Origin of the sequence: Streptomyces sp. H39-C1 (assembly GCF_027158125.1) — a bacterium.
GTDB lineage: Bacteria > Actinomycetota > Actinomycetes > Streptomycetales > Streptomycetaceae > Actinacidiphila > Actinacidiphila fildesensis.
Map to the genome: position 1 here is coordinate 252,372 of NZ_JAPVLS010000002.1, position 17,928 is coordinate 270,299.

Annotated in this window: 17 protein-coding genes; 9 read left to right on the plus strand and 8 right to left on the minus strand. The window is 69.5% G+C overall.

Going from position 1 to position 17,928, the window contains the following annotated elements:
- The first annotated feature begins 217 nt into the window (after positions 1-217).
- Complete coding sequence (locus O3W51_RS02645) at positions 218-655, plus strand: MarR family winged helix-turn-helix transcriptional regulator (protein WP_138351564.1); 438 nt, start codon at positions 218-220, stop codon at positions 653-655.
- A gap of 98 nt (positions 656-753) precedes the next feature.
- Positions 754-936, plus strand: coding sequence for a hypothetical protein (locus tag O3W51_RS02650; RefSeq protein WP_198357851.1), 183 nt, complete (start codon positions 754-756; stop codon positions 934-936).
- Between the two features lie 278 nt (positions 937-1,214).
- Here the strand turns inward: O3W51_RS02650 and O3W51_RS02655 are convergent, their stop codons facing one another.
- Entirely contained in the window at positions 1,215-1,490 is a 276-nt protein-coding gene (locus O3W51_RS02655) for a hypothetical protein (RefSeq protein WP_138351565.1), read from the minus strand.
- 365 nt (positions 1,491-1,855) lie between these two features.
- On the opposite strand from O3W51_RS02655, the gene O3W51_RS02660 reads away from it, so the two are divergent.
- A complete protein-coding gene (locus tag O3W51_RS02660; protein WP_138351566.1) occupies positions 1,856-3,238 on the plus strand; it encodes a family 2B encapsulin nanocompartment shell protein in 1,383 nt (460 codons plus the stop codon).
- Positions 3,225-4,649, plus strand: coding sequence for a SufS family cysteine desulfurase (locus tag O3W51_RS02665; RefSeq protein WP_198357848.1), 1,425 nt, complete (start codon positions 3,225-3,227; stop codon positions 4,647-4,649). Before O3W51_RS02660 ends, O3W51_RS02665 begins: the two co-directional genes overlap by 14 nt.
- A 159-nt stretch (positions 4,650-4,808) precedes the next feature.
- On the opposite strand, the gene O3W51_RS02670 is transcribed toward O3W51_RS02665, so the two are convergent.
- Positions 4,809-5,270, minus strand: a complete 462-nt coding sequence (locus tag O3W51_RS02670; RefSeq protein ID WP_269283429.1) for a hypothetical protein — start codon at positions 5,268-5,270, stop codon at positions 4,809-4,811.
- A 204-nt stretch (positions 5,271-5,474) separates the two neighbouring features.
- Between O3W51_RS02670 and O3W51_RS02675 the strand changes: the two genes are divergently transcribed.
- The 4 genes from O3W51_RS02675 to O3W51_RS02690 all read left to right on the plus strand — a co-directional run bounded on the left by O3W51_RS02675 (position 5,475) and on the right by O3W51_RS02690 (position 9,342).
- Complete coding sequence (locus tag O3W51_RS02675) at positions 5,475-6,641, plus strand: hypothetical protein (protein ID WP_138351569.1); 1,167 nt, start codon at positions 5,475-5,477, stop codon at positions 6,639-6,641.
- Positions 6,619-7,317, plus strand: a complete 699-nt coding sequence (locus tag O3W51_RS02680; protein WP_138351570.1) for a hypothetical protein — start codon at positions 6,619-6,621, stop codon at positions 7,315-7,317. The genes O3W51_RS02675 and O3W51_RS02680 overlap by 23 nt, the downstream gene beginning before the upstream one ends.
- A 320-nt stretch (positions 7,318-7,637) precedes the next feature.
- Positions 7,638-8,150 carry a DinB family protein gene (locus O3W51_RS02685; RefSeq protein WP_269283435.1) on the plus strand — a complete coding sequence of 171 codons (513 nt, stop codon included), beginning with the start codon at positions 7,638-7,640 and terminating at the stop codon, positions 8,148-8,150.
- 175 nt (positions 8,151-8,325) lie between these two features.
- A complete protein-coding gene (locus O3W51_RS02690) occupies positions 8,326-9,342 on the plus strand; it encodes a LacI family DNA-binding transcriptional regulator (protein ID WP_232485352.1) in 1,017 nt (338 codons plus the stop codon).
- 57 nt (positions 9,343-9,399) lie between these two features.
- On the opposite strand, the gene O3W51_RS02695 is transcribed toward O3W51_RS02690, so the two are convergent.
- Positions 9,400-10,671, minus strand: a complete 1,272-nt coding sequence (locus tag O3W51_RS02695; RefSeq protein ID WP_138351572.1) for an FAD-binding protein — start codon at positions 10,669-10,671, stop codon at positions 9,400-9,402.
- A 79-nt stretch (positions 10,672-10,750) separates the two neighbouring features.
- Here O3W51_RS02695 and O3W51_RS02700 point away from each other — a divergent pair, with 79 nt between their 5' ends.
- On the plus strand, positions 10,751-11,806 hold the full coding sequence (locus O3W51_RS02700) for a LacI family DNA-binding transcriptional regulator (RefSeq protein ID WP_138351573.1): 1,056 nt from the start codon (positions 10,751-10,753) through the stop codon (positions 11,804-11,806).
- Between the two features lie 91 nt (positions 11,807-11,897).
- Here O3W51_RS02700 and mmsB read toward each other — a convergent pair whose 3' ends face one another.
- The 5 genes from mmsB to O3W51_RS02725 all read right to left on the minus strand — a co-directional run bounded on the left by mmsB (position 11,898) and on the right by O3W51_RS02725 (position 17,743).
- Entirely contained in the window at positions 11,898-13,151 is a 1,254-nt protein-coding gene (mmsB, locus tag O3W51_RS02705; RefSeq protein ID WP_269283440.1) for a multiple monosaccharide ABC transporter permease, read from the minus strand.
- 3 nt (positions 13,152-13,154) lie between these two features.
- Complete coding sequence (gene mmsA / locus O3W51_RS02710) at positions 13,155-14,702, minus strand: multiple monosaccharide ABC transporter ATP-binding protein (RefSeq protein ID WP_164292544.1); 1,548 nt, start codon at positions 14,700-14,702, stop codon at positions 13,155-13,157.
- A 79-nt stretch (positions 14,703-14,781) separates the two neighbouring features.
- The gene (gene chvE, locus O3W51_RS02715) at positions 14,782-15,879 is read right to left on the minus strand and encodes a multiple monosaccharide ABC transporter substrate-binding protein (protein ID WP_443048235.1); all 1,098 of its coding nucleotides are present in this window, start codon (positions 15,877-15,879) and stop codon (positions 14,782-14,784) included.
- 494 nt (positions 15,880-16,373) lie between these two features.
- Positions 16,374-17,219 (minus strand): hypothetical protein, encoded by an 846-nt coding sequence (locus O3W51_RS02720; RefSeq protein ID WP_269283446.1) that lies wholly within the window; start codon positions 17,217-17,219, stop codon positions 16,374-16,376.
- Complete coding sequence (locus O3W51_RS02725) at positions 17,219-17,743, minus strand: SigE family RNA polymerase sigma factor (protein WP_138351577.1); 525 nt, start codon at positions 17,741-17,743, stop codon at positions 17,219-17,221. Before O3W51_RS02725 ends, O3W51_RS02720 begins: the two co-directional genes overlap by 1 nt.
- Between the last annotated feature and the right edge of the window lie 185 nt (positions 17,744-17,928).

Below are 17,928 nucleotides of genomic sequence, written 5' to 3' on the forward strand. Positions count from 1 at the left end.
GTATGGGTATTGACGCACGATCAGTTATCCATTTGTGACGCGTGGGGCAGCGGGGAGTGCAGCGTTTCCGAATCGAATAGCGGCGATGCGCGCTGGTTGCCCGATGTACCGCCGTACGCGGCGAAACGCCGCTTCGCGAGGAGGTCGTCTGTCCGGGTTCCGGCTATTTATGAAAGCTGGATTGAAAGTCTCAACTGTGAAAGTTAGACTTCCTACTATGGTGAATGATCTTGATGTGAGTGCGGTCGGTTCGGCGTTGCAGATGAGCCTCGGTCTGTTAGTGCGACGGCTACGTCAGCCCGTCCAGGGCGAACTCACCCTTCCCGAAGTGTCGGCCCTGTCGCGCCTGGAGCGGGCCGGATCGGCCACGACGAGCGACCTGGCCAGGGTCGAGCAGATCACTCCGCAGGCGATGGGAGTCACGCTCGCCGGGCTCGAGGAGCGCGACCTGGTGGAGCGGCGCCCCGATCCCTCCGACGGGCGCCGCGTGGTCATGTCGATGACCAAGGCCGGGCAGCGGTCGCTCCGGGACAGGCGCAGCGCCCGGTCCGAGCAACTGGCGAAGGCACTCGTCGCCGGTGGGTTCACCCGGGCGGAGTTGAAGACCCTGATGGCGGCGGCGCCGCTGATCGAGCGGTTGGGCGAGAGTCTGTGATTCCCGCGCAGAGTGCGCCGGGCTCGGAGGACGCGCCAGGTTCAAGGCGTTCGCCGGGGGACGCTTCCCGCACCGCGAACGCGTTCTCCTGGCGGTTCGTGACGCCGCTGTACACGGGATCGGCGATCAACGCGATCAACAGCTCGCTCATCGCGACCGCGCTGGTGCCGATCGCGGCCGCCGTCCACGTCTCGGTGGGGCGGACCGAGGTCCTGGTCTCCATGCTGTACCTCGCCAGCGCGATCGCCCAGCCGGTGGGCGGGAAGCCACACCAACGTTGACGATCACGGTCTGCACGTGATCGCCCTGATCATGGTCATCGTCAGCGCCCTGCGGCTGCTCATCGTGGTCACCGACCGCACCGTCATGGCGCAGGGCCGGGTGCGGGACCGTACGCCGGCCGGGCATGAGCAACCGTCCGACCGCGACGTGGACACGCCCACCGGTCCGGATCGCGGCGCCGGCCCTCGGCGCGCCGGGGTCTGGCCGACGGCCGGTCCCGCCCCCGTCTCCCGTCGGCTTCCGGAGAGGCGCGCGTCCGTGTTGCGGAGACCGGCGTTCAGTGGGGTGGAACGGTGGCGGCCGTGCCCGCACGCACCGCGTGGACCACTTCCTCGTGCAGGGTCCGGCTCTCTGCCTCCGACGGGCAGGGGATGGGGCTGCCGGTCATCGTGAACCAGTCCGATGAGCCGCTGTACTGCACGGCGACACGTGCCTCACCACCGGTCCAGGTGGTGTGCACGGTGAGGTCGCCCGTCAGGATTCCGACCTCGTCGGTGCGCACCCCGCCACGCCCGGCGAAGACACCTGTGGTTGTCCATGACGCCCAGCTCATCTCTCCACTGTCACACTTCCGGCGGATCCCGGCGAGCGGGAGACAGGGTGTCCGCCGGAGGCCCCGTAGAGCCATCGCCAGAGCCCCCTAGGCACCCAAGTGAGCGAAATTCCCCCCAAGTGCTTCTTTGGGTATCACAAAGCTTCAATAAGGGAAAAAATTACGTCATGTATGGGCGCCGGAACCGTGCGCTCAGCTGGGATTTCCGAGGCCGCGAGGGTGCACGTTTCGTGAGTCGCATATTTCTGGCCTGATACGAACAATGCCGCCTTGTTCTCAGCGGATGCCGGAGACCACGATCACCTCGTTCCGGCGTCATCACTGGCCACATCCCGGATATGACGCCCGTCTTCGAGGAGGTTTTTGTGAACGATCGACTCAGTCTCGGTCCGGACGCGGCACGGCAGCTGGCCACCGCCACCAAGACCAGCCCGCAGATGCGCGGCATCACCCCGCGCTATCTGCTGCGCGCACTGCCCTGGGTGGACGTCGAATCGGGTGTCTACCGGGTCAACCGCCGTCGGACCTTCGTCCTGGGCGACGACCTGATCAGCAGCTACAGCGAGGACGGCACCCACCACATCGTCCCGGAGGACCTGCGGGAGGTGCCGTACCTGCGCGACACCGACGAAGCGCTCCTCACCGAACTGGCCGCCGCCTTCACCGAGGTCGGCTTCGAGTCCGGACAGTTACTGGCCTCGGAGGGCGATGCCTCCGATCAGATATGGGTGCTCGTCGAGGGCCGGGCCGAGAAGCGCGTGACGGGCCGATACGGCGAGGACGCACTGCTCGAAGTGATCGGGGACGGCCAGCTCTTCGACCTCGACGCCTGGACCCGTGCCGAGCCGATGCCCTACCGGGTCAAGGCCCTCACCCCCGGGGTCGCGCTCTGCGCCGACCGCAGCGCGCTGGCCGGACTGACCACCCGCAGCGAAGACCTGCAGACGGCACTCGACGCTTACCTCGCCGGGGACATGCCGGTGCCGGGCTCCGAGGTGCCGGTGGATCTCACCTCCGGCCACGTCGGAGAACCGGAACTCCCGGGCACGTTCGTCGACTACGAGGACACTCCGCGGGAGTACCACATGAGCCTCGCGCAGACGGTGCTGCGGGTGCACACCCGCGTCGCCGATCTCTACAACGGGCCCATCGACCAGACCCGCGCCCAGGCCAATCTGACCATCCAGGCGCTGCGGGAGCGCCAGGAGTCGTCGATGCTGAACCACCCGGAGTTCGGGCTGCTCAACACGGTCGCACCGGGGCAGCGGGTGCAGTCGCGGACCGGATCGCCGACACCCGATGACCTGGACGAGCTGCTGGCGAAGGTCTGGAAGCAGCCCGGCTTCTTCGTCGCGCACCCCAGGGCGATAGCCGCCTTCGGACGGGAATGTACGCGGCGGGGTGTGCCCCCGGTGACGGACAGCAGATTCGGCAGCCCCCTGCTGACGTGGCGGGGAGTACCGCTGCTCCCCTCCGACAAGGTGGGGTTCACGGGTCACAACGGCGCCAGCACCACCTCGATCCTGCTGATGCGGGTGGGCGAGGCCGAGCAGGGCGTGGTGGGGCTGCGGCCGACGAAGGTGCAGGACGAGGTCGAACCGGCGCTGTCCATGCGGAACATGGGCGTCGACCAGAAGGGCATCACCTCGTATCTGATGACGGCCTACTTCAACACCGCGGTGCTGGTGGAGGACGCCACCGCCGTCCTCCGGAACGTCGAGGCGCACAACTACCATGACTACTCCTGACGTTACGGAGCGCGCGGCCCCGGGCGGCCTCACCCCGGGCGGCCTCACCCCGGGTGGCCTCACCCCGAACGCGGTCCCGAACATGGCCCCGGGCTCAACCCCGAGCGTGGTCCCTGGCGCATCTACCGCTCCGGCTCCGGCTCTGGTTCCGGGAGCGGCTCCGGGATCGTCAATGGGCCGGCAGAGCGGTGGCTTCTCTCCCGAGACGGCTCGGAAGGACTTCCCGATACTGCAGCGTCTCGTCAACGGCCATCCGCTGGTCTGGCTCGACAACGCCGCCACGACGCAGAAACCGCGCCAGGTGATCGAAGCCCTCGCCGCCTACTACAGCGCGACCAACTCCAACATCCACCGCGGTGCGCACACCCTGGCGCGCGAGGCCACCGAGGCGTACGAGGCGGGCCGGGCCGCGGTCGCCGAGTTCCTGGGTGCGGCCTCTCCGGAGAACATCGTGTTCGTCCGCGGCACCACTGAGGCGATCAACCTCGTCGCGCAGAGCTGGGGGCGAGCCAACCTCGGGCCGGGGGACGACATCCTGGTGCCGGTCCTGGAGCACCACTCGGACATCGTGCCCTGGCAGCTCATCGCCAAGGAGACCCGGGCCCGAGTGGTTCCGGTCCCCCTCGGACCTGACGGGCAGATCGACCGGACCGCCTATGCCGACCTGCTCTCGTCGCGGACCCAGCTCGTGGCGATCAGCCATGCGTCGAACGTACTGGGTACCGTTCCGCCGGTGCGGGAGATGACGGCGCTGGCACACCGCTACGGCGCCAAGGTGCTGGTGGACGGGGCACAGGCGGTCGCCCATTTCCCGGTCGACGTCCAGGAGATGGATGCCGACTTCTATGTGTTCTCCGGCCACAAGATCTTCGCTCCCACGGGCATCGGGGTGCTGTACGGGAAGCCGGAAGTGCTGGAGAGCATGCCGCCGTGGCAGGGCGGCGGCAACATGATCGACTCGGTCAGCTTCGCCCACACCACCTACGCGCCCGTTCCGCAACGGCTGGAGGCCGGCACCGGCCACATCTCCGGGGTGGTCGGGCTGTTGGCCGCGCTGAACTGGCTGACCTCCTTCGACCGGGGCGCGGTCGCCGCCTACGAGCAAGGGCTGATGTCCTACGCGCAACAGGCTCTGTCCATGGTCCCCGGCCTCGAGACGGTGGGCGCCGCACCCGACAGGATCGCCGTCCTGACCTTCACGCTCGCGGGCCAGGACCCGGCCACGGTGGCCGACTGGTTGGACCGCGACGGTATCGCCATCCGCGCGGGCCACCACTGCGCTCAGCCCGCGCTGGCCCACTACGGCCTCGAAACCGCGGCGCGCGCTTCACTCGCGCTCTACAACACATCCGAGGAGGTGGACCAACTGGTGGCCTCCCTGCGCAGGCTCACCGACAGCGCGCCGTCATGAGGAAGCGTCCATAGCAGGCCGGGGCGTACGGCCGCCGTCACCCGGGTTCGCGGGCGGAGGGACGGCGTCTCCTGTGCGGTGAACTGACGCCCGCAGGGGCGGCGGAGGGGGCGCCCGGATGATCGGGTGCCCCCTCCGCCGTGATGGCAGTCGCGCTGCTCAGCCCTGGAAGTGACTCATCGAGGAGTCGTCGAAGGGGGCGTTCATCACCTTCGAGGACCAGCAGGACGAGATGACACCCGTGCTCACCTGGATCTTGCAGACCTCGAAGTAGGCGTAGTTGATGTAACCGCCCGGAGCGGCGTACGTCGTCCAGGAGGCGGTGTCCTGGCCCGACGGGATGGTCCGCATCTTCCAGGTGATCTTGCCGTTCTCACCGTACGTGATCAGCCGGGTGCCGATGGCGTAGCCGTCCGTCGCCGTGTCCTTCAAGGTGATCTGAATGGGGTCCAGTCGGTACGGCTGGATCCGCCACCCGATGTCCATGCGCCCGGAGAACGAGTTGTCGCCCACGGTGTCCGAGGTGGTCGGCGTGGCGGCTGCGGCGGGCGTCGCGGCGAGCGGGACGATCAGGGCGGCGAGAGCCGCGGCGCCCGCCACGATGGTGTGCTGGAAACGCAAGATTCCCCCAGAGATTGAGCTCGGTTGATCCGAGATGATCATGGTAGCGGCACTGGGCCCGCTGTCGCGCGGAGCGGTGCAATCGGTGCAACCGGTGTCACAGCAGGGTCCCGAGGGAAGGCTGAGGACGCGGTCCGGGGACGCGGTCCGGGGAAGGCGGCGCCCGGCACAAGGCTTTCGGGGGATGCGATGGAAGAGCCGACGATGTACACGATTGTCACGCTGGGGCCGTCAGGGGCGGGCAAGACGGTCTATCTCGCGGCGCTGTGGCACATGCTGAAGCTCGAACATCCGCGGCTCAAATGCTATTTGAAGCCGGAGAGCCGGCAGCAGGAGTACAAGCTCGGCCAGATCTACAACGAGGTCGCGGGCCCGGGGGAGTGGCCGCTTCCCACCGACGGCAACGTCTTTCCCGAGTGGACGTTCTCGTGCAAGGTGAAGAGCCAGCACGGCACGTACACCGCGTTGAAGGTCCGCTACATCGACTACGCCGGCGACCGGCTCACCGATCCCCAGTCGGGGAGCACCGAGCAGGACCGGCTGGAGGAGACGCTGCGGAACGCCGATGCCCTGCTGGGCCTGCTGGACGGGCGCAAGGTCCTGAAGCTCATGCGCGGCAACGGGGAGTTCCTGGACCGGGACATGACGCAGGTGTTCTCGCTCATGCAGGACTGCGACGGCCCGATCCACTTCGTCATCACCAAGTGGGATCTGCTGGCGGGTCACTACTCGCTGCGACAGATCCGCGAACGCCTCATGGAGCACCCGGACTTCGCGGTGCTGGCCACGAGCAGGAGCGACTGGCACATCAGGGGGATGCCGGTCCCGCCGGGCCGGATGCGGCTGATACCCGTCAGCTCCGTGGGCCGTGAGTTCGCGGTCCTCGGCGCCGACGGCGGGATGCACAAGCGGGCCAACGCCCGGCCGAGGCCGCTCAACGTGGACGTGGCCTTCGCGGCGGTGCTTCCCGACCTCGTCGCGCGCGCCTACGATGCCGCGAAAGCGGATCAGGAGCGGGCGCGGCGGGAGGCGCGGGGTCAGTGGCGGGGTTGGTTCGCCGACTTCACCCGGGTCGTCGCCTCGACGGTGGCGGCCCCCGTGTCGACGGTGCTGGCGACCCGTGGCATCCAGGTGCCCGTGCACCTGATCGCCGCTTTCCTGTCCTCCGGCACGGGCGCGGTCGCGAACGCCGTGAACATTCCGCCCAGTGAACTGCGCAAGGCCCGCCGTCTGCAGAGGTCCTTCCGCAAGCGGAGCGTCAACGCGGTCACCGATGACGCCGCCGCGGCGCAGTTCGTCCTGCACCGGCTCGTCGAGGAGCTGCAGGCCTTCGAGAGGAGTCCGGAGAATGACGGCACGGTCCTCAGCTGAGGAGTTCTGGCCGTTCCTGATCAGCCGCGGCCACGTGACGACCTACCGGGTGGTCGTGGCCCCGCAGTTCCTCTGCGAGGCCGATCTGGCGGGCCTGTTGTACGACCTTGCGGGGGGTGAACCCACACCGCCGGGCCATGGCAGATACCGGGTCGTGCGCGGCACGGCCGCCGGTGACTTCGTGCTGATGTTCCGGGTCCAGCTGGGCGAGTTGGAGGGCAGCGCGGGACAGCCTGGAGCACCGCTACGGGACGAGCACGGCCGGCGGATTCCCGTGATCGACGGGGTGGTGGAGCGCGTCCGGCGCTTCGATCCGACGACGGGTGCCGGCGTGCTGGACGAGGGCCGCCGCCGCTGCCGGCAGCGGTTCCGGGAGTTCTGGGAGAGCGGCGACGGCTCGCGGGCGCCCCACCCGTCGGCGGCGTTCGCCGCCGCGCGGACGCAGGGCGGTGCGGTGCGCTGGGAAGCGCTCCCGGAGTACGTGGTGGCCCGGCTGACGTCGACCGACTCACCTTTCGAAGGGGACGGCGGGGCCGGCGAGCGCGAGGCGGAGCCGGGGGAGTCGGGTGAGTCGCCGGGTGGCACTGTCCGCTGGCCCCGGAGGCTGACGGTCGGCGCCGCGCTGAGCCTGGCTGCCGGCCTCGCGGGCTGGGCGGTCAGCCGCTCGCACCACTGAGTCCGCCGGTAGGAGAGCGGCCGGCCGCCGCAGCCACCGAATCTGCTGGCCTGCCGGCTCCGTGTCTGCTCTCGTGTCTCTATGCGGGGGAGGTGTCGCGAGGTGCCGCGCGCCGCAGCCGGGCGATCGCCCATCGGGCTGCCGCCCTGAGGCCGCGCGAGCGGAGCACAGCGGAGTCCGGGCGCGGCAGCTTCGTCACGTCTGCCGCCACCCCCTGTACACGGCACCGCCGCTTCGGAGATCCTCTGGAGCTGTAACCGACAGAAGCTGCCGGGACCGGCGGCCACCGGGACCGGCGGCCATATCCGGGAGAGAGCGCAGTGACTCAGGAACCGACACCGGATGCCGAGATCAGGGCACTCCTGACGTCCCTGGACGGACAGCGACGGCACGTTCTGGGAATCCTCGACGGGCTGGACGCGGACGCGCTGCGCCGCGTCGTGCTGCCGTCGGGATGGAACTGCCTGGGGCTCGTCCAACATCTCGCCCTGGACGTCGAGCGATTCTGGTTCCGTGCCGTCCTCACCGGGGACAAGGACGTCATCCGCAGGCTGGACGAGATCGACGACGCGTGGGTGGTGGGACCCGACACCGCGGCCGCCGACGTCCTCCAGCAGTACCGCCGGGAGACGGACCTCGCGAACGCGGTCATCACCGGCACGGCCGCGGACGCACCCCTGGCCTGGTGGCCCCACCACCTCTTCGGCGAACCCCACCTCCACACCCTCCGGGACGTCCTGCTGCACGTCATCACAGAAACCGCCTGCCACGCCGGCCACCTCGACGCGGCCCGAGAACTGCTGGACGGCCGCCGCTGGATGGTCCTGACCTAGGCCGTTGCGCAGCGGCCGACGAAGCAGGCCGTCACTCTGGGGCCGCCGACGGGCCGTGCCTTGTTCTGTGATCGTGAACAAATAGACTCTTCCCCATGCCCGTGCGAAGGTCGCCCCAGGGCGTGCAGCCGCAGGTACTCGCCGATGAGAGGGCCGACACGTGGGAAGCGGACGGATGGATCCTGATGCGCGTCCGCCGGTGATGGCGGATGTGGCGCGGGTCGCGGGCGTGTCCCATCAGACCGTGTCGCGGGTCCTCAATGGGGCCTCGCACGTACGCGAGGAGACCCGGGACCGGGTGCTCGCCGCGATCCGGCAGCTGGACTACCGGCCCAATTCGGCGGCGCGGGCCCTGGTCACCCGGCGCTCCCAGACGCTCGGTGTCGTGAGTTTCGGCAGTGTGCTCTACGGCCCGGCCTCGATGCTGGACGGGATCGAGCAGGCGGCGCGCAGCGCGGGCTACTTCGTCAGTGTGGCGAGTCTGCGGTCCCTGGACAGCCGCTCGGTGCAGGAAGCGGTGGACCGGCTTCGTGACCAGGGCGTGGAGGGCATCGCGGTGATCGCGCCGCAGACGTCGGCGGTGAGCGCGATCGGGAAGCTGTCGACCGTTGTGCCGGTGGTCGCGGTCGGGTCCGGCAGCGAGTCCCGCGTACCGGTGGTGGCGATCGACAACGAGTCCGGCGCGCTGGCCGCCACCCGGCACCTGCTCGACCTCGGGCACACCACGGTGCACCATGTCGCGGGCCCGCCCGGCTGGTTGGAGACCACGGCCCGCCAGGACGGCTGGCGCAAGGCGCTCAAGGCGGCGGGAGCGCCGGTGCCTCCGGTGCGGAGCGGGGACTGGAGTGCCCGCTCGGGATACGAGGCGGGGCTGGGGCTCGCGGCGGACCCCGCGGTCACGGCGGTGTTCTGCGCCAACGACCACATGGCACTGGGGCTGCTCCGAGCGCTCCACGAGTCGGGCCGCGCGATCCCCGGCGACATCAGCGTCGTCGGGTTCGACGACATCTCCGAGGCCGCCTACTTCTCCCCGCCCCTGACCACCGTGCGCCAGGACTTCGGCGAGCTGGGCCGCCGCGCGCTGGAGCTTCTGGTGGAGGAGCTGACCGGCGCCGGCCACTCCCGGCACCACATCCTGGTGCCACCGGAAATGGTGCTGCGCCGGAGCACGGGCCCGGCCCCGTCCCGCTGAATCGGACCCCCCCTTCCCGCCGGGCGCCACGGCTCGCCCGGGGGAGGGCGGAGCGGGCTACGACCGGCGGGGGAACAGGTCGTCCACGAAGGTGTTGCGGAAGACCCCGGCGGGATCGTGCAGGGCCATCAACCGTTCGAAATCAGCGGCCCGTTCGTAGCGGGCGATGACGTCCTCCGGTGCGAGGGTGGTCAGTTTCCCCCAGTGGGGCCGGGCACCGAGCGGTACGAGCCGGTTCTCGACGGCGGCCAGGACCGGCAGGATCGCCGCTGTCTCCTCGTGCCAGGTGAAGTGCAGGGCGACCGAGTCCTGCCGATAGGCGGGGCTGAGCCAGAGATCGTCCGCCGCGACGGTGCGGACCTCCGCGATCTGCAGGCAGGGCCGTATGCGGTTGCCGAGGTCGCGCAGCGCCGCGAAGGCTTCGCGGGCCGCCGCGCGGGGGAGGATCAGCTCGGACTGCAGCTCCGCGCCGCTGCTCGGCGTGAAGTCGGGACGGAAGTGGGGGAGCCGTTCATGCCAGGGTCCGGGGACGCCCGACTGCACGGTGCACCAGGTGCCCGGCATGGTGGGGATCGGGTGGCGCGGGCCGTCGGCGTGCCGGGCTCCCAGCCACCGCTCGCCGGGGTGCCCGGCGCCCGGCTGGTCCGTCCGCGTTTTGAGCCAGACCTGGGCGGTGTCCGCGTGCCAGTCGGTGAACACGCTGACGCTGTGGCCGGCGCCGGAGACCTCGTCGAAACCGTCCGACAGCCGTTCCAGCGAGAGCCCGTCGTAGACCCACTGCGCGACGTCGTAGGTCGGCTCGATGTCCAGGGTGACATCGGTGACGATGCCGAGGGCGCCCAGCCCGATCACGGCGCCGGGCAGCCGGTCCCGCGGATTCTCCCGGCGCAGCTCGGTCAGCCGGCCGCCGGGACCGACCAGGCGCAGCCCTGCCACCGCCGAGGCCAGGCCGCGCAGGCCGTTGCCCGAGCCGTGCGTGCCGGTGGCGACGGCGCCCGCGACCGAGATCTGCGGCAGCGACGCCATGTTCGCCAGGGCGAAGCCCTCCTGGTGCAGCCGCTGGGCGACCTGCGCGTACCGTAGTCCGCCCGCGACGGTCACGGTCGACGCGCGGCGGTCGATGTCGATCCGTGGCGGCAGGCCGTCCAGGCGCACGAGATCACCGTCGGTGTCCGCGACGAGGTTGAAGGAGTGTCCGGTCCCGAGCGCGCGGATGCTCTCCGCCGAGGCCACGAGGTGCCGCAGCTCCTCGACCGAGGTCGGGCTGTGCACCTGGCGGGCCGTGAAAGTGACATTGCCGGCCCAGTTGGTCGGCGTGCTTGTCGTCATCGCTTGTCTTCCTGATCCGACAACTTTGTTATCGTTAACAATTACACCCGCTCGTATCGTGTCAGCTCCAGGAGGGTCTGTGCCGCGGCCTGCCGAAGAGACCCGTCTCCCCACCATGGCGGACGTCGCCCAACTGGCGGGGGTCTCGCACCAGACCGTCTCCCGGGTGCTCAGCGGCCATCCGAACGTGCGCGAGGTGACGCGGGCGGGGGTGCAGAAGGCGATCGACGAGCTGGGGTACCGCCGTAACTCCACCGCGCGGGCCCTGGCCACCCGTCGCACCCGCACGCTCGGCGTGGTCGCGGCGGACACCACGCTGTTCGGCCCGGCCAGCACGGTCGCGGGGCTGGCGGAGTCGGCCCGGGCCGAGGGGTACATGGTCTCGACGGTGAGCGGGCGGGCGCTCAGCCGGCTCAGCCTCACCGAGGCGCTGAAGCACCTCGGTGAATGGGGCGTCGAGGGGGCCGTGGTCATCACCCCGCAGCGCGAGGCGGCGGCCGCGCTCTTCGAGCTGCGGCACCCCTTCCCGGTGGTGACCGTCGAGGGCGGCCACGACCTGGAGATTCCCAGTGTGTCGGTGGACCAGAACCTCGGTGCCCGGCTGGTCACCGACCATCTGCTGGGGTGCGGCCATCGCACCGTCTGGCACGTGGCCGGACCGCAGGACTGGCTGGAGGCGGCGGCCCGCATGGCGGGCTGGCGTGCGGCCCTGCACGAGGCGGGCGCCGACGTGCCACCGCCGCTGATCGGCGACTGGAGCCCGCTCTCCGGCTACCGTGCCGGCCAGGAACTCGCCGGCCGCGTCGGGCGCCGGGGAGCCAGCGGCTCCGACCTGACGGCGGTGTTCGCCGCCAACGACCAGATGGCACTGGGCATCATGCGCGCCTTCCGGGAGGCCGGAGTGCGGATCCCCGTGGACGTGGCGATCGCCGGATTCGACGACATCCCCGAGGCGGAGTTCTTCGCACCTCCGCTGACCACCGTCCGGCAGGACTTCGCCGCGGTCGGCCGGGCCAGCATCCGGCTGCTCCTGGACCGGATCGAGGGCGGCGACCGCGACCGTACGGCCATCCCGCACCATGTGATCGAACCGCAGCTCATCGTGCGCGGCAGCACGACGACCCCGGTGGTCTGAACGGCCCGGCCACCCGGCCGACCCCGATACGCCGCCGGCCCCGGGATCAGCTCCGGGGGCCGGCGGCGTACCGCGGGGCGAAGGGGTCGGGTCAGGAGCCGACCTTGCGCTTGTTGTAGACGTCGAAGCCGACGGCCGCCAACAGCACCAGGCCCTTGATGACCTGCTGGTAGTCGGTGCCTATGCCCACCAGCGACATGCCGTTGTTGAGCACGCCGAGCACCAGACCGCCGATGATCGCCCCGAGGACGGTGCCGACGCCGCCGGCGGCCGAGGCGCCGCCGATGAAGGCCGCCGCGATCGCCTCCAGTTCGAAGTTGATACCGGCCTGCGGCGTACCGGCGTTGAGCCGGGCCGCGAAGACCAGACCTGCCAGCGCGGCCAGGACGCCCATGTTCACGAAGGCCAGGAAGACGACGCGCTTGCTCTTCACTCCTGACAGCCGGGCGGCCGGCTCGTTCCCGCCGATCGCGTAGGTGTGCCGGCCGAGGATCGAGTTGCGCATCAGATAGCCGAAGCCGACCAGCAGGACGCCCAGGATGAGCAGGACGATCGGGAAGCCGTGATAGCTGGCGAGCAGCAGGGTGAACACGGTCACCGCGGCGGCGATGGCCGTCAGCTTGGCGAGGAAGAAGCCCAGCGGCAGCAGTTCGAGCCCGAAGCCCGCGGCCTGGCGGCGGCCGCGGACCTCCTGGAGCACCGCGATCGCGAGCACACCGATGCCGAGCAGCAGCGTCAGGTTGTGGTAGTCGGTGTACGGGCCGACCTCCGGCATGAAACCGCTGCTGATCTTCTGGAAACCGCGCGGGAACGGGGCCACCGACTGGCCCTGGAGCAGGATCTGCGTGCCGCCGCGGAACAGCAGCATGCCTGCCAGCGTGACGATGAAGGACGGGATGCCCACGTAGGCGATCCAGAACCCCTGCCAGGCGCCGGCGACCGCGCCGATCAGCAGTGCGGCGACGAGCGCCACCGGCCAGGGCACCTGGTGTTTGACCATCATCACCGCGGCCGCCGCGCCGACGAAGGCGGCGAGCGAGCCGACCGACAGGTCGATGTGGCCCGCGATGATGACGATCATCATGCCGATGGCCAGGATCAGGATGTAGCTGTTCTGCTGGATCAGGTTGGTGACGTTGAGCGGCTTGAGGAGCGTGCCGTCGGTCCAGATCTGGAAGAGCAGGATGATCAGCGCCAGCGCGACCAGCATGCCGTACTGGCGGATGTTGCCGCGCAGAGCCTGGACCAGCTGCTGTCCCACCCCGCCGCCGGAGCCCGTGGGGCCGCTCGGCTTACCGTCGGTGGGTGTGCTCGCCTCGATACCGGAGGTCTGTGTCTGGGCCATGCGTCACACCTGCTCGTTCTGGGTTGCCGCGCTCACGGTCATGAGGCGCATGAGTGATTCCTGGGTGGCGTCGGTGCGGTCCACCTCGCCGGTGAGCCGGCCCTCGGCCATCGTGTAGATGCGGTCGCACAGGCCGAGCAGCTCGGGCAGTTCCGAGGAGATGACCAGCACCGCCTTGCCCTGAGCGGCCAGCTCGGCGATCACCGAGTAGATCTCGGCCTTCGCGCCGACGTCGATGCCGCGGGTGGGCTCGTCGAGGATCAGCACGTCGGGCTCGGAGAAGATCCACTTGCTGAGGACGACCTTCTGCTGGTTGCCGCCGCTGAGCTTGCCGGTCTCCGCGAAGACCGAGGGCGCCTTGATGTTCATCGACGCGCGGAACTTCTCCGCGACCCGCATCTCCTCGTGCTCGTTGACCCAGCCGTGCCGGGAGACCTTGCCGAGCGCGCTCAGCGAGATGTTGCGGCTGATGTCCTCGGTCAGGTTGAGCCCGAGCTGCTTGCGGTCCTCGGTGACGTACGCGAGGCCGTGCCCGATAGCCTCCGGAACCGTACGCGTCCTGATCTCCACCCCGTTCAACAGCACCCGGCCGCCGGTGTAGCGGCCGTAGGAGCGGCCGAAGACGCTCATCGCGAGCTCGGTGCGGCCTGCGCCCATCAGGCCGGCGACGCCCACGATCTCGCCGCGCCGCACATGAACCGAGACGTCGTCGACCACCTTGCGCTGGTGGTCGATCGGATGGAGGACGGTCCAGTCCTCGATGGCGAAGGCGACGTCGCCGATGTCGGGAGTGCGCTCAGGGTAGCGGTGGTCGAGGTCGCGGCCGACCATGCCCCGGATGATGCGGTCCTCGGAGATGCCCTCGGTGCCGACGGCGACGGTCTCGATGGTCCGGCCGTCCCGCAGGATGGTGACGGAGTCGGCGACGCGGGCGATCTCGTTGAGCTTGTGCGAGATGATGATGCAGGAGATTCCCTGCGCCTTGAGTTCGAGGATGAGGTCGAGCAGCTTGCGGCTGTCCTCGTCGTTCAGCGCGGCCGTCGGCTCGTCCAGGATCAGCAGTTTCACCTCCTTGGCGAGCGCCTTCGCGATTTCGACCAACTGCTGTTTGCCCACCCCGATGTCCGCGATCCGGGTCTGCGGGTTCTCGTGCAGACCGACCCGCTGGAGGAGCTTCTTCGCGTGGGTGAGGGTGCGGTGCCAGCTGATGATGCCGCGCGAGGCGTGCTCGTTGCCGAGGAAGATGTTCTCCGCGATGGAGAGGTAGGGCACCAGGGCGAGTTCCTGGTGGATGATCACGATGCCGTGCTGCTCGCTCGCCCGGATGTCCTTGAACGCGCACGGCTCACCCTCGAAGAGGATGTCGCCCTCGTACGTGCCGTGCGGGTACACCCCGCTGAGCACCTTCATCAGAGTGGACTTGCCGGCGCCGTTCTCGCCGCAGACGGCGTGGACTTCGCCGGGTGCGACGCTCAGATTGACGTCGGAGAGCGCTTTGACGCCGGGGAAGGACTTGCTGATCGAACGCATCTCCAGGACGGGTCCGGCCATGATGGGCATCCGTTCGGGTCGGGGACGGGTCGGGTCGGGGAAGTTCGGCGGCCGGTGGGAAACAGCGGCCCAGGGCGCCCTACTTGAGCTGAGCGGCGGAAAGCTGCCCGCTGTCGACCAGCACCTTGCGGTAGTTGTCCTTGTCGACACTGACCGGCTGCAGCAGGAAGGCCGGCACGACCTTGGCGCCGTTGTTGTACTGCTTGGTGTCGTTGACCTGGGGCTTGCCGCCGCTGAGCAGCGCGTCGCCCATCTGCACGGCCACCTTGGCGAGGGCGCGGGTGTCCTTGGACACGGTCTGGGTCTGCTCGCCGGCCAGGATGGACTTCACCGACGCCAGCTCGGCGTCCTGCCCGGTGACGATGGGCAGTTCCTTACCCGGCTCGCCGTAACCGACGCCCTTGAGCGAGGAGAGGATACCGATCGAGATGCCGTCGTAGGGGGAGAGCACAGCGTCGACCCGGGCCGTCGTGTAGGACTTGCTGAGCAGGTTGTCCATCCGGGACTGCGCGAGTCCGCCGTCCCAGCGCAGGGTGGCGACCTGGTTGAAGTTGGTCTGGCCGCTGCGGACGACGAGCTTCTTGTCGGCCATGTACGGCTTGAGCACACTCATCGCGCCCTGGAAGAAGAACGGGGAGTTGTTGTCGTCCGGTGAGCCGCCGAACAGCTCGACGTTGAACGGCCCCTTGCCGTCCTTGAGGCCGAGCTTGTCGGCGATATAGGTGCCCTGGAGGACACCGACCTTGTAGTTGTCGAAGGTCGCGTAGTAGTCGACGTTCTTGGTGCCGAGGATGAGCCGGTCGTAGGAGATCACCGGGATGTCGGCGTCGGCGGCCTTCTGCAGCACATCGGTGAGCGACGAGCCGTCGACCGCGGCGATGACCAGCAGCCGGGCGCCCTTGGTGATCATGTTCTCGATCTGGGACACCTGGTTCTCCACGACGTTGTCGCCGTACTGGAGATCGGTCTTGTACCCCTTGGCCTGGAACTGCTTCACCATGTTGGCGCCGTCGTTGATCCAGCGTTCCGAGGATTTGGTGGGCATCGCGATACCCACCAGGCCGCCCTTGGCATCAGCGTGTTTTGCGTGGGGGCCGACGCCGTTGGCGGCTTGTCCGCAGGCGGCCAACACCATTGTTAGCGCAACCAGGGCGAGGCCTGTCGATATTTTCCGCACACTTCCTCCAGTGATGTGCCGCGGTCAGCGAGATTCGCGTACGGCCTCCGCGTGACCCCGGTGTCCTCGGACCGGTCGAGTCCCCGTGGATGGCGGGGTGCGATGACGGCGCGGGGGTCGCGCACGGATCGGGCTCGGCCGACAGGGGCCCGGTGGCTGCTGACAAGCCCGCCGGTGCCCGGCCCGACCATGTCGCTGGCCTGGCGTTACAAGAGTGTTAACGCTAACAGAATGGGCGTCAAGGGCCCGAGGGTCACCGTTTCGCATCGCAGGGCGCCGCGGGGGCGGCCGCCGCCTGTACGGCGCCCCGGCGCCGGCGGTGGCGTGTTGTGTGCTGAGTGGTTTTCGTGACCTCATCTACCTGGGGGCGGTTGGTGGTTGTCGCACCCACCAGTCACCACCGCAGGCGAAAAGGTTGCCGCGCCTTCTAAGGCGCGGATGCCGCCCCGAGGGCGGGCGTCCCGCCGACGGGCTCTCTTGCCTCCCGCTGCCGCTCAGGTGCTGCGGGCGAAGTCGCCCCAGACCGCGGGTTTCGCGTCCGACGTGCCGGCGTTCACCCGGTAGCTGTCGGCCCTGGCGTTCCGACCCCCCGCGGTGTGGTCGTACTGGCCGGCGAAGACGTGCTGTCCCGCGGGGACGGTTCTGCCCGCTCTGAGGGTCCAGCGGTAGATGAGCGCGTCGCCCTCCTCCCGTACGGAGAGGGTGAAGTCGGCGGCGGGCAGCGTCTGCCAGCTGCCGGCGCTGTGGACACCGCCGGTCTGGGCGATGCGGAGCTCCACGCTCAGCGCGGTGAGGGGCTTCCGCGCCTTGAGGGTGACGTTGCTCTGGGCCCAGAAGCTGTTGCTGTGGGGATCGACGGATCCGTCCGCCCACAGGGGTCCGTCCTCGGTGTGCGGACGGCTCGGCGGCGTTGCGGACGTGTGGCCGGGTCCGGGTGTGGTGGGCGGCGCCGATGGGCGGCCGGTCCCGGCGGGCGGCGGTGTGGTGGGGTCCTGCTGACCGGGGCCGGCGGCGTGCGGGGACGGGGAACCGGGTGCCAGCGTTGTCCCGGGGCCTGCGGCGGACTCCTGCCGCGGTTCATGACCGTGGACGACGGCACCGACGGCGAACCCTCCGACGGCCAGGGTCGCGGCGGTCGCGAGTGTGGTGAGCACGACCTTCGGCCAGGACTGGGCGATCCGGTTGCGGTGCCGTGCGGTGCGGGCACCGGGAGAGTCGAAGTCGGCGGTATCGGTGGCGGACGAGGAGAGCATGCCGCGCTGAACGCGGGCGAGCATGCGCGCGCGATCCGGTTGATGGGCAGCGGCGGCCCGCCGCAGCTGGTTGCCTATGTCGTCCATCAGTTCCTCCTCCCCGCGAGTTCCTCGGCGGCCTGTCCGCTGAGGGTGCGTTCCAGCTCCGCCAGGCCCTTGGAGGTCTGGCTCTTCACCGTACCGACCGATATCCCCAGGGCGAGCGCGGTGTCCTTCTCCGAGAGGTCGAAGGCGTGCCGCAGCACCACGCACGCGCGTTTGCGGAAGGGGAGCCGGCCGAGCGCCGTGCGGACGTCCAGGACGGCCGCGACGTCCGGGTCCTCCGCACCGTCGCCGTGCCGGCTCCAGAACAACGCGACGCGGCGGCGCTCACGGACCGCGCCGCGGATGCGGTTGCGCGCCATGTTCGACACCACACCCCGGGCGTAGGCGACGGGGTGGTCGGCCTGTCGCACGCGGTCCCAGCGGTGCCAGAGCGCGGTCAGCGCGTCCGCGGCGAGGTCGTCCGCCGCGTCCGCCTCGCCCGTCAGGAGATGGGCGAGGCGGGCGAGCTCGGCGTAGTGGCGCTCGAAGAAGTCGTGGAACTCGGCAGATGCGTCCTCGAGAAGCATGTCCGTTGCGACCTCTCCAGGAATGTGAGCGTTCACATACAGGGAGGCGGCAGCTTAGTGCTGAATTCCTCAAAGGCAGTAGACGTAGCGTCGGCGTAGGTGTCGGGTGGGTGGGGCGGGTCTGCCCCAGATCCAGGGTTTGGCGCGGGCGTTGAGTTGGGTTGTCGCGAGTTCGGTGGCGTGGG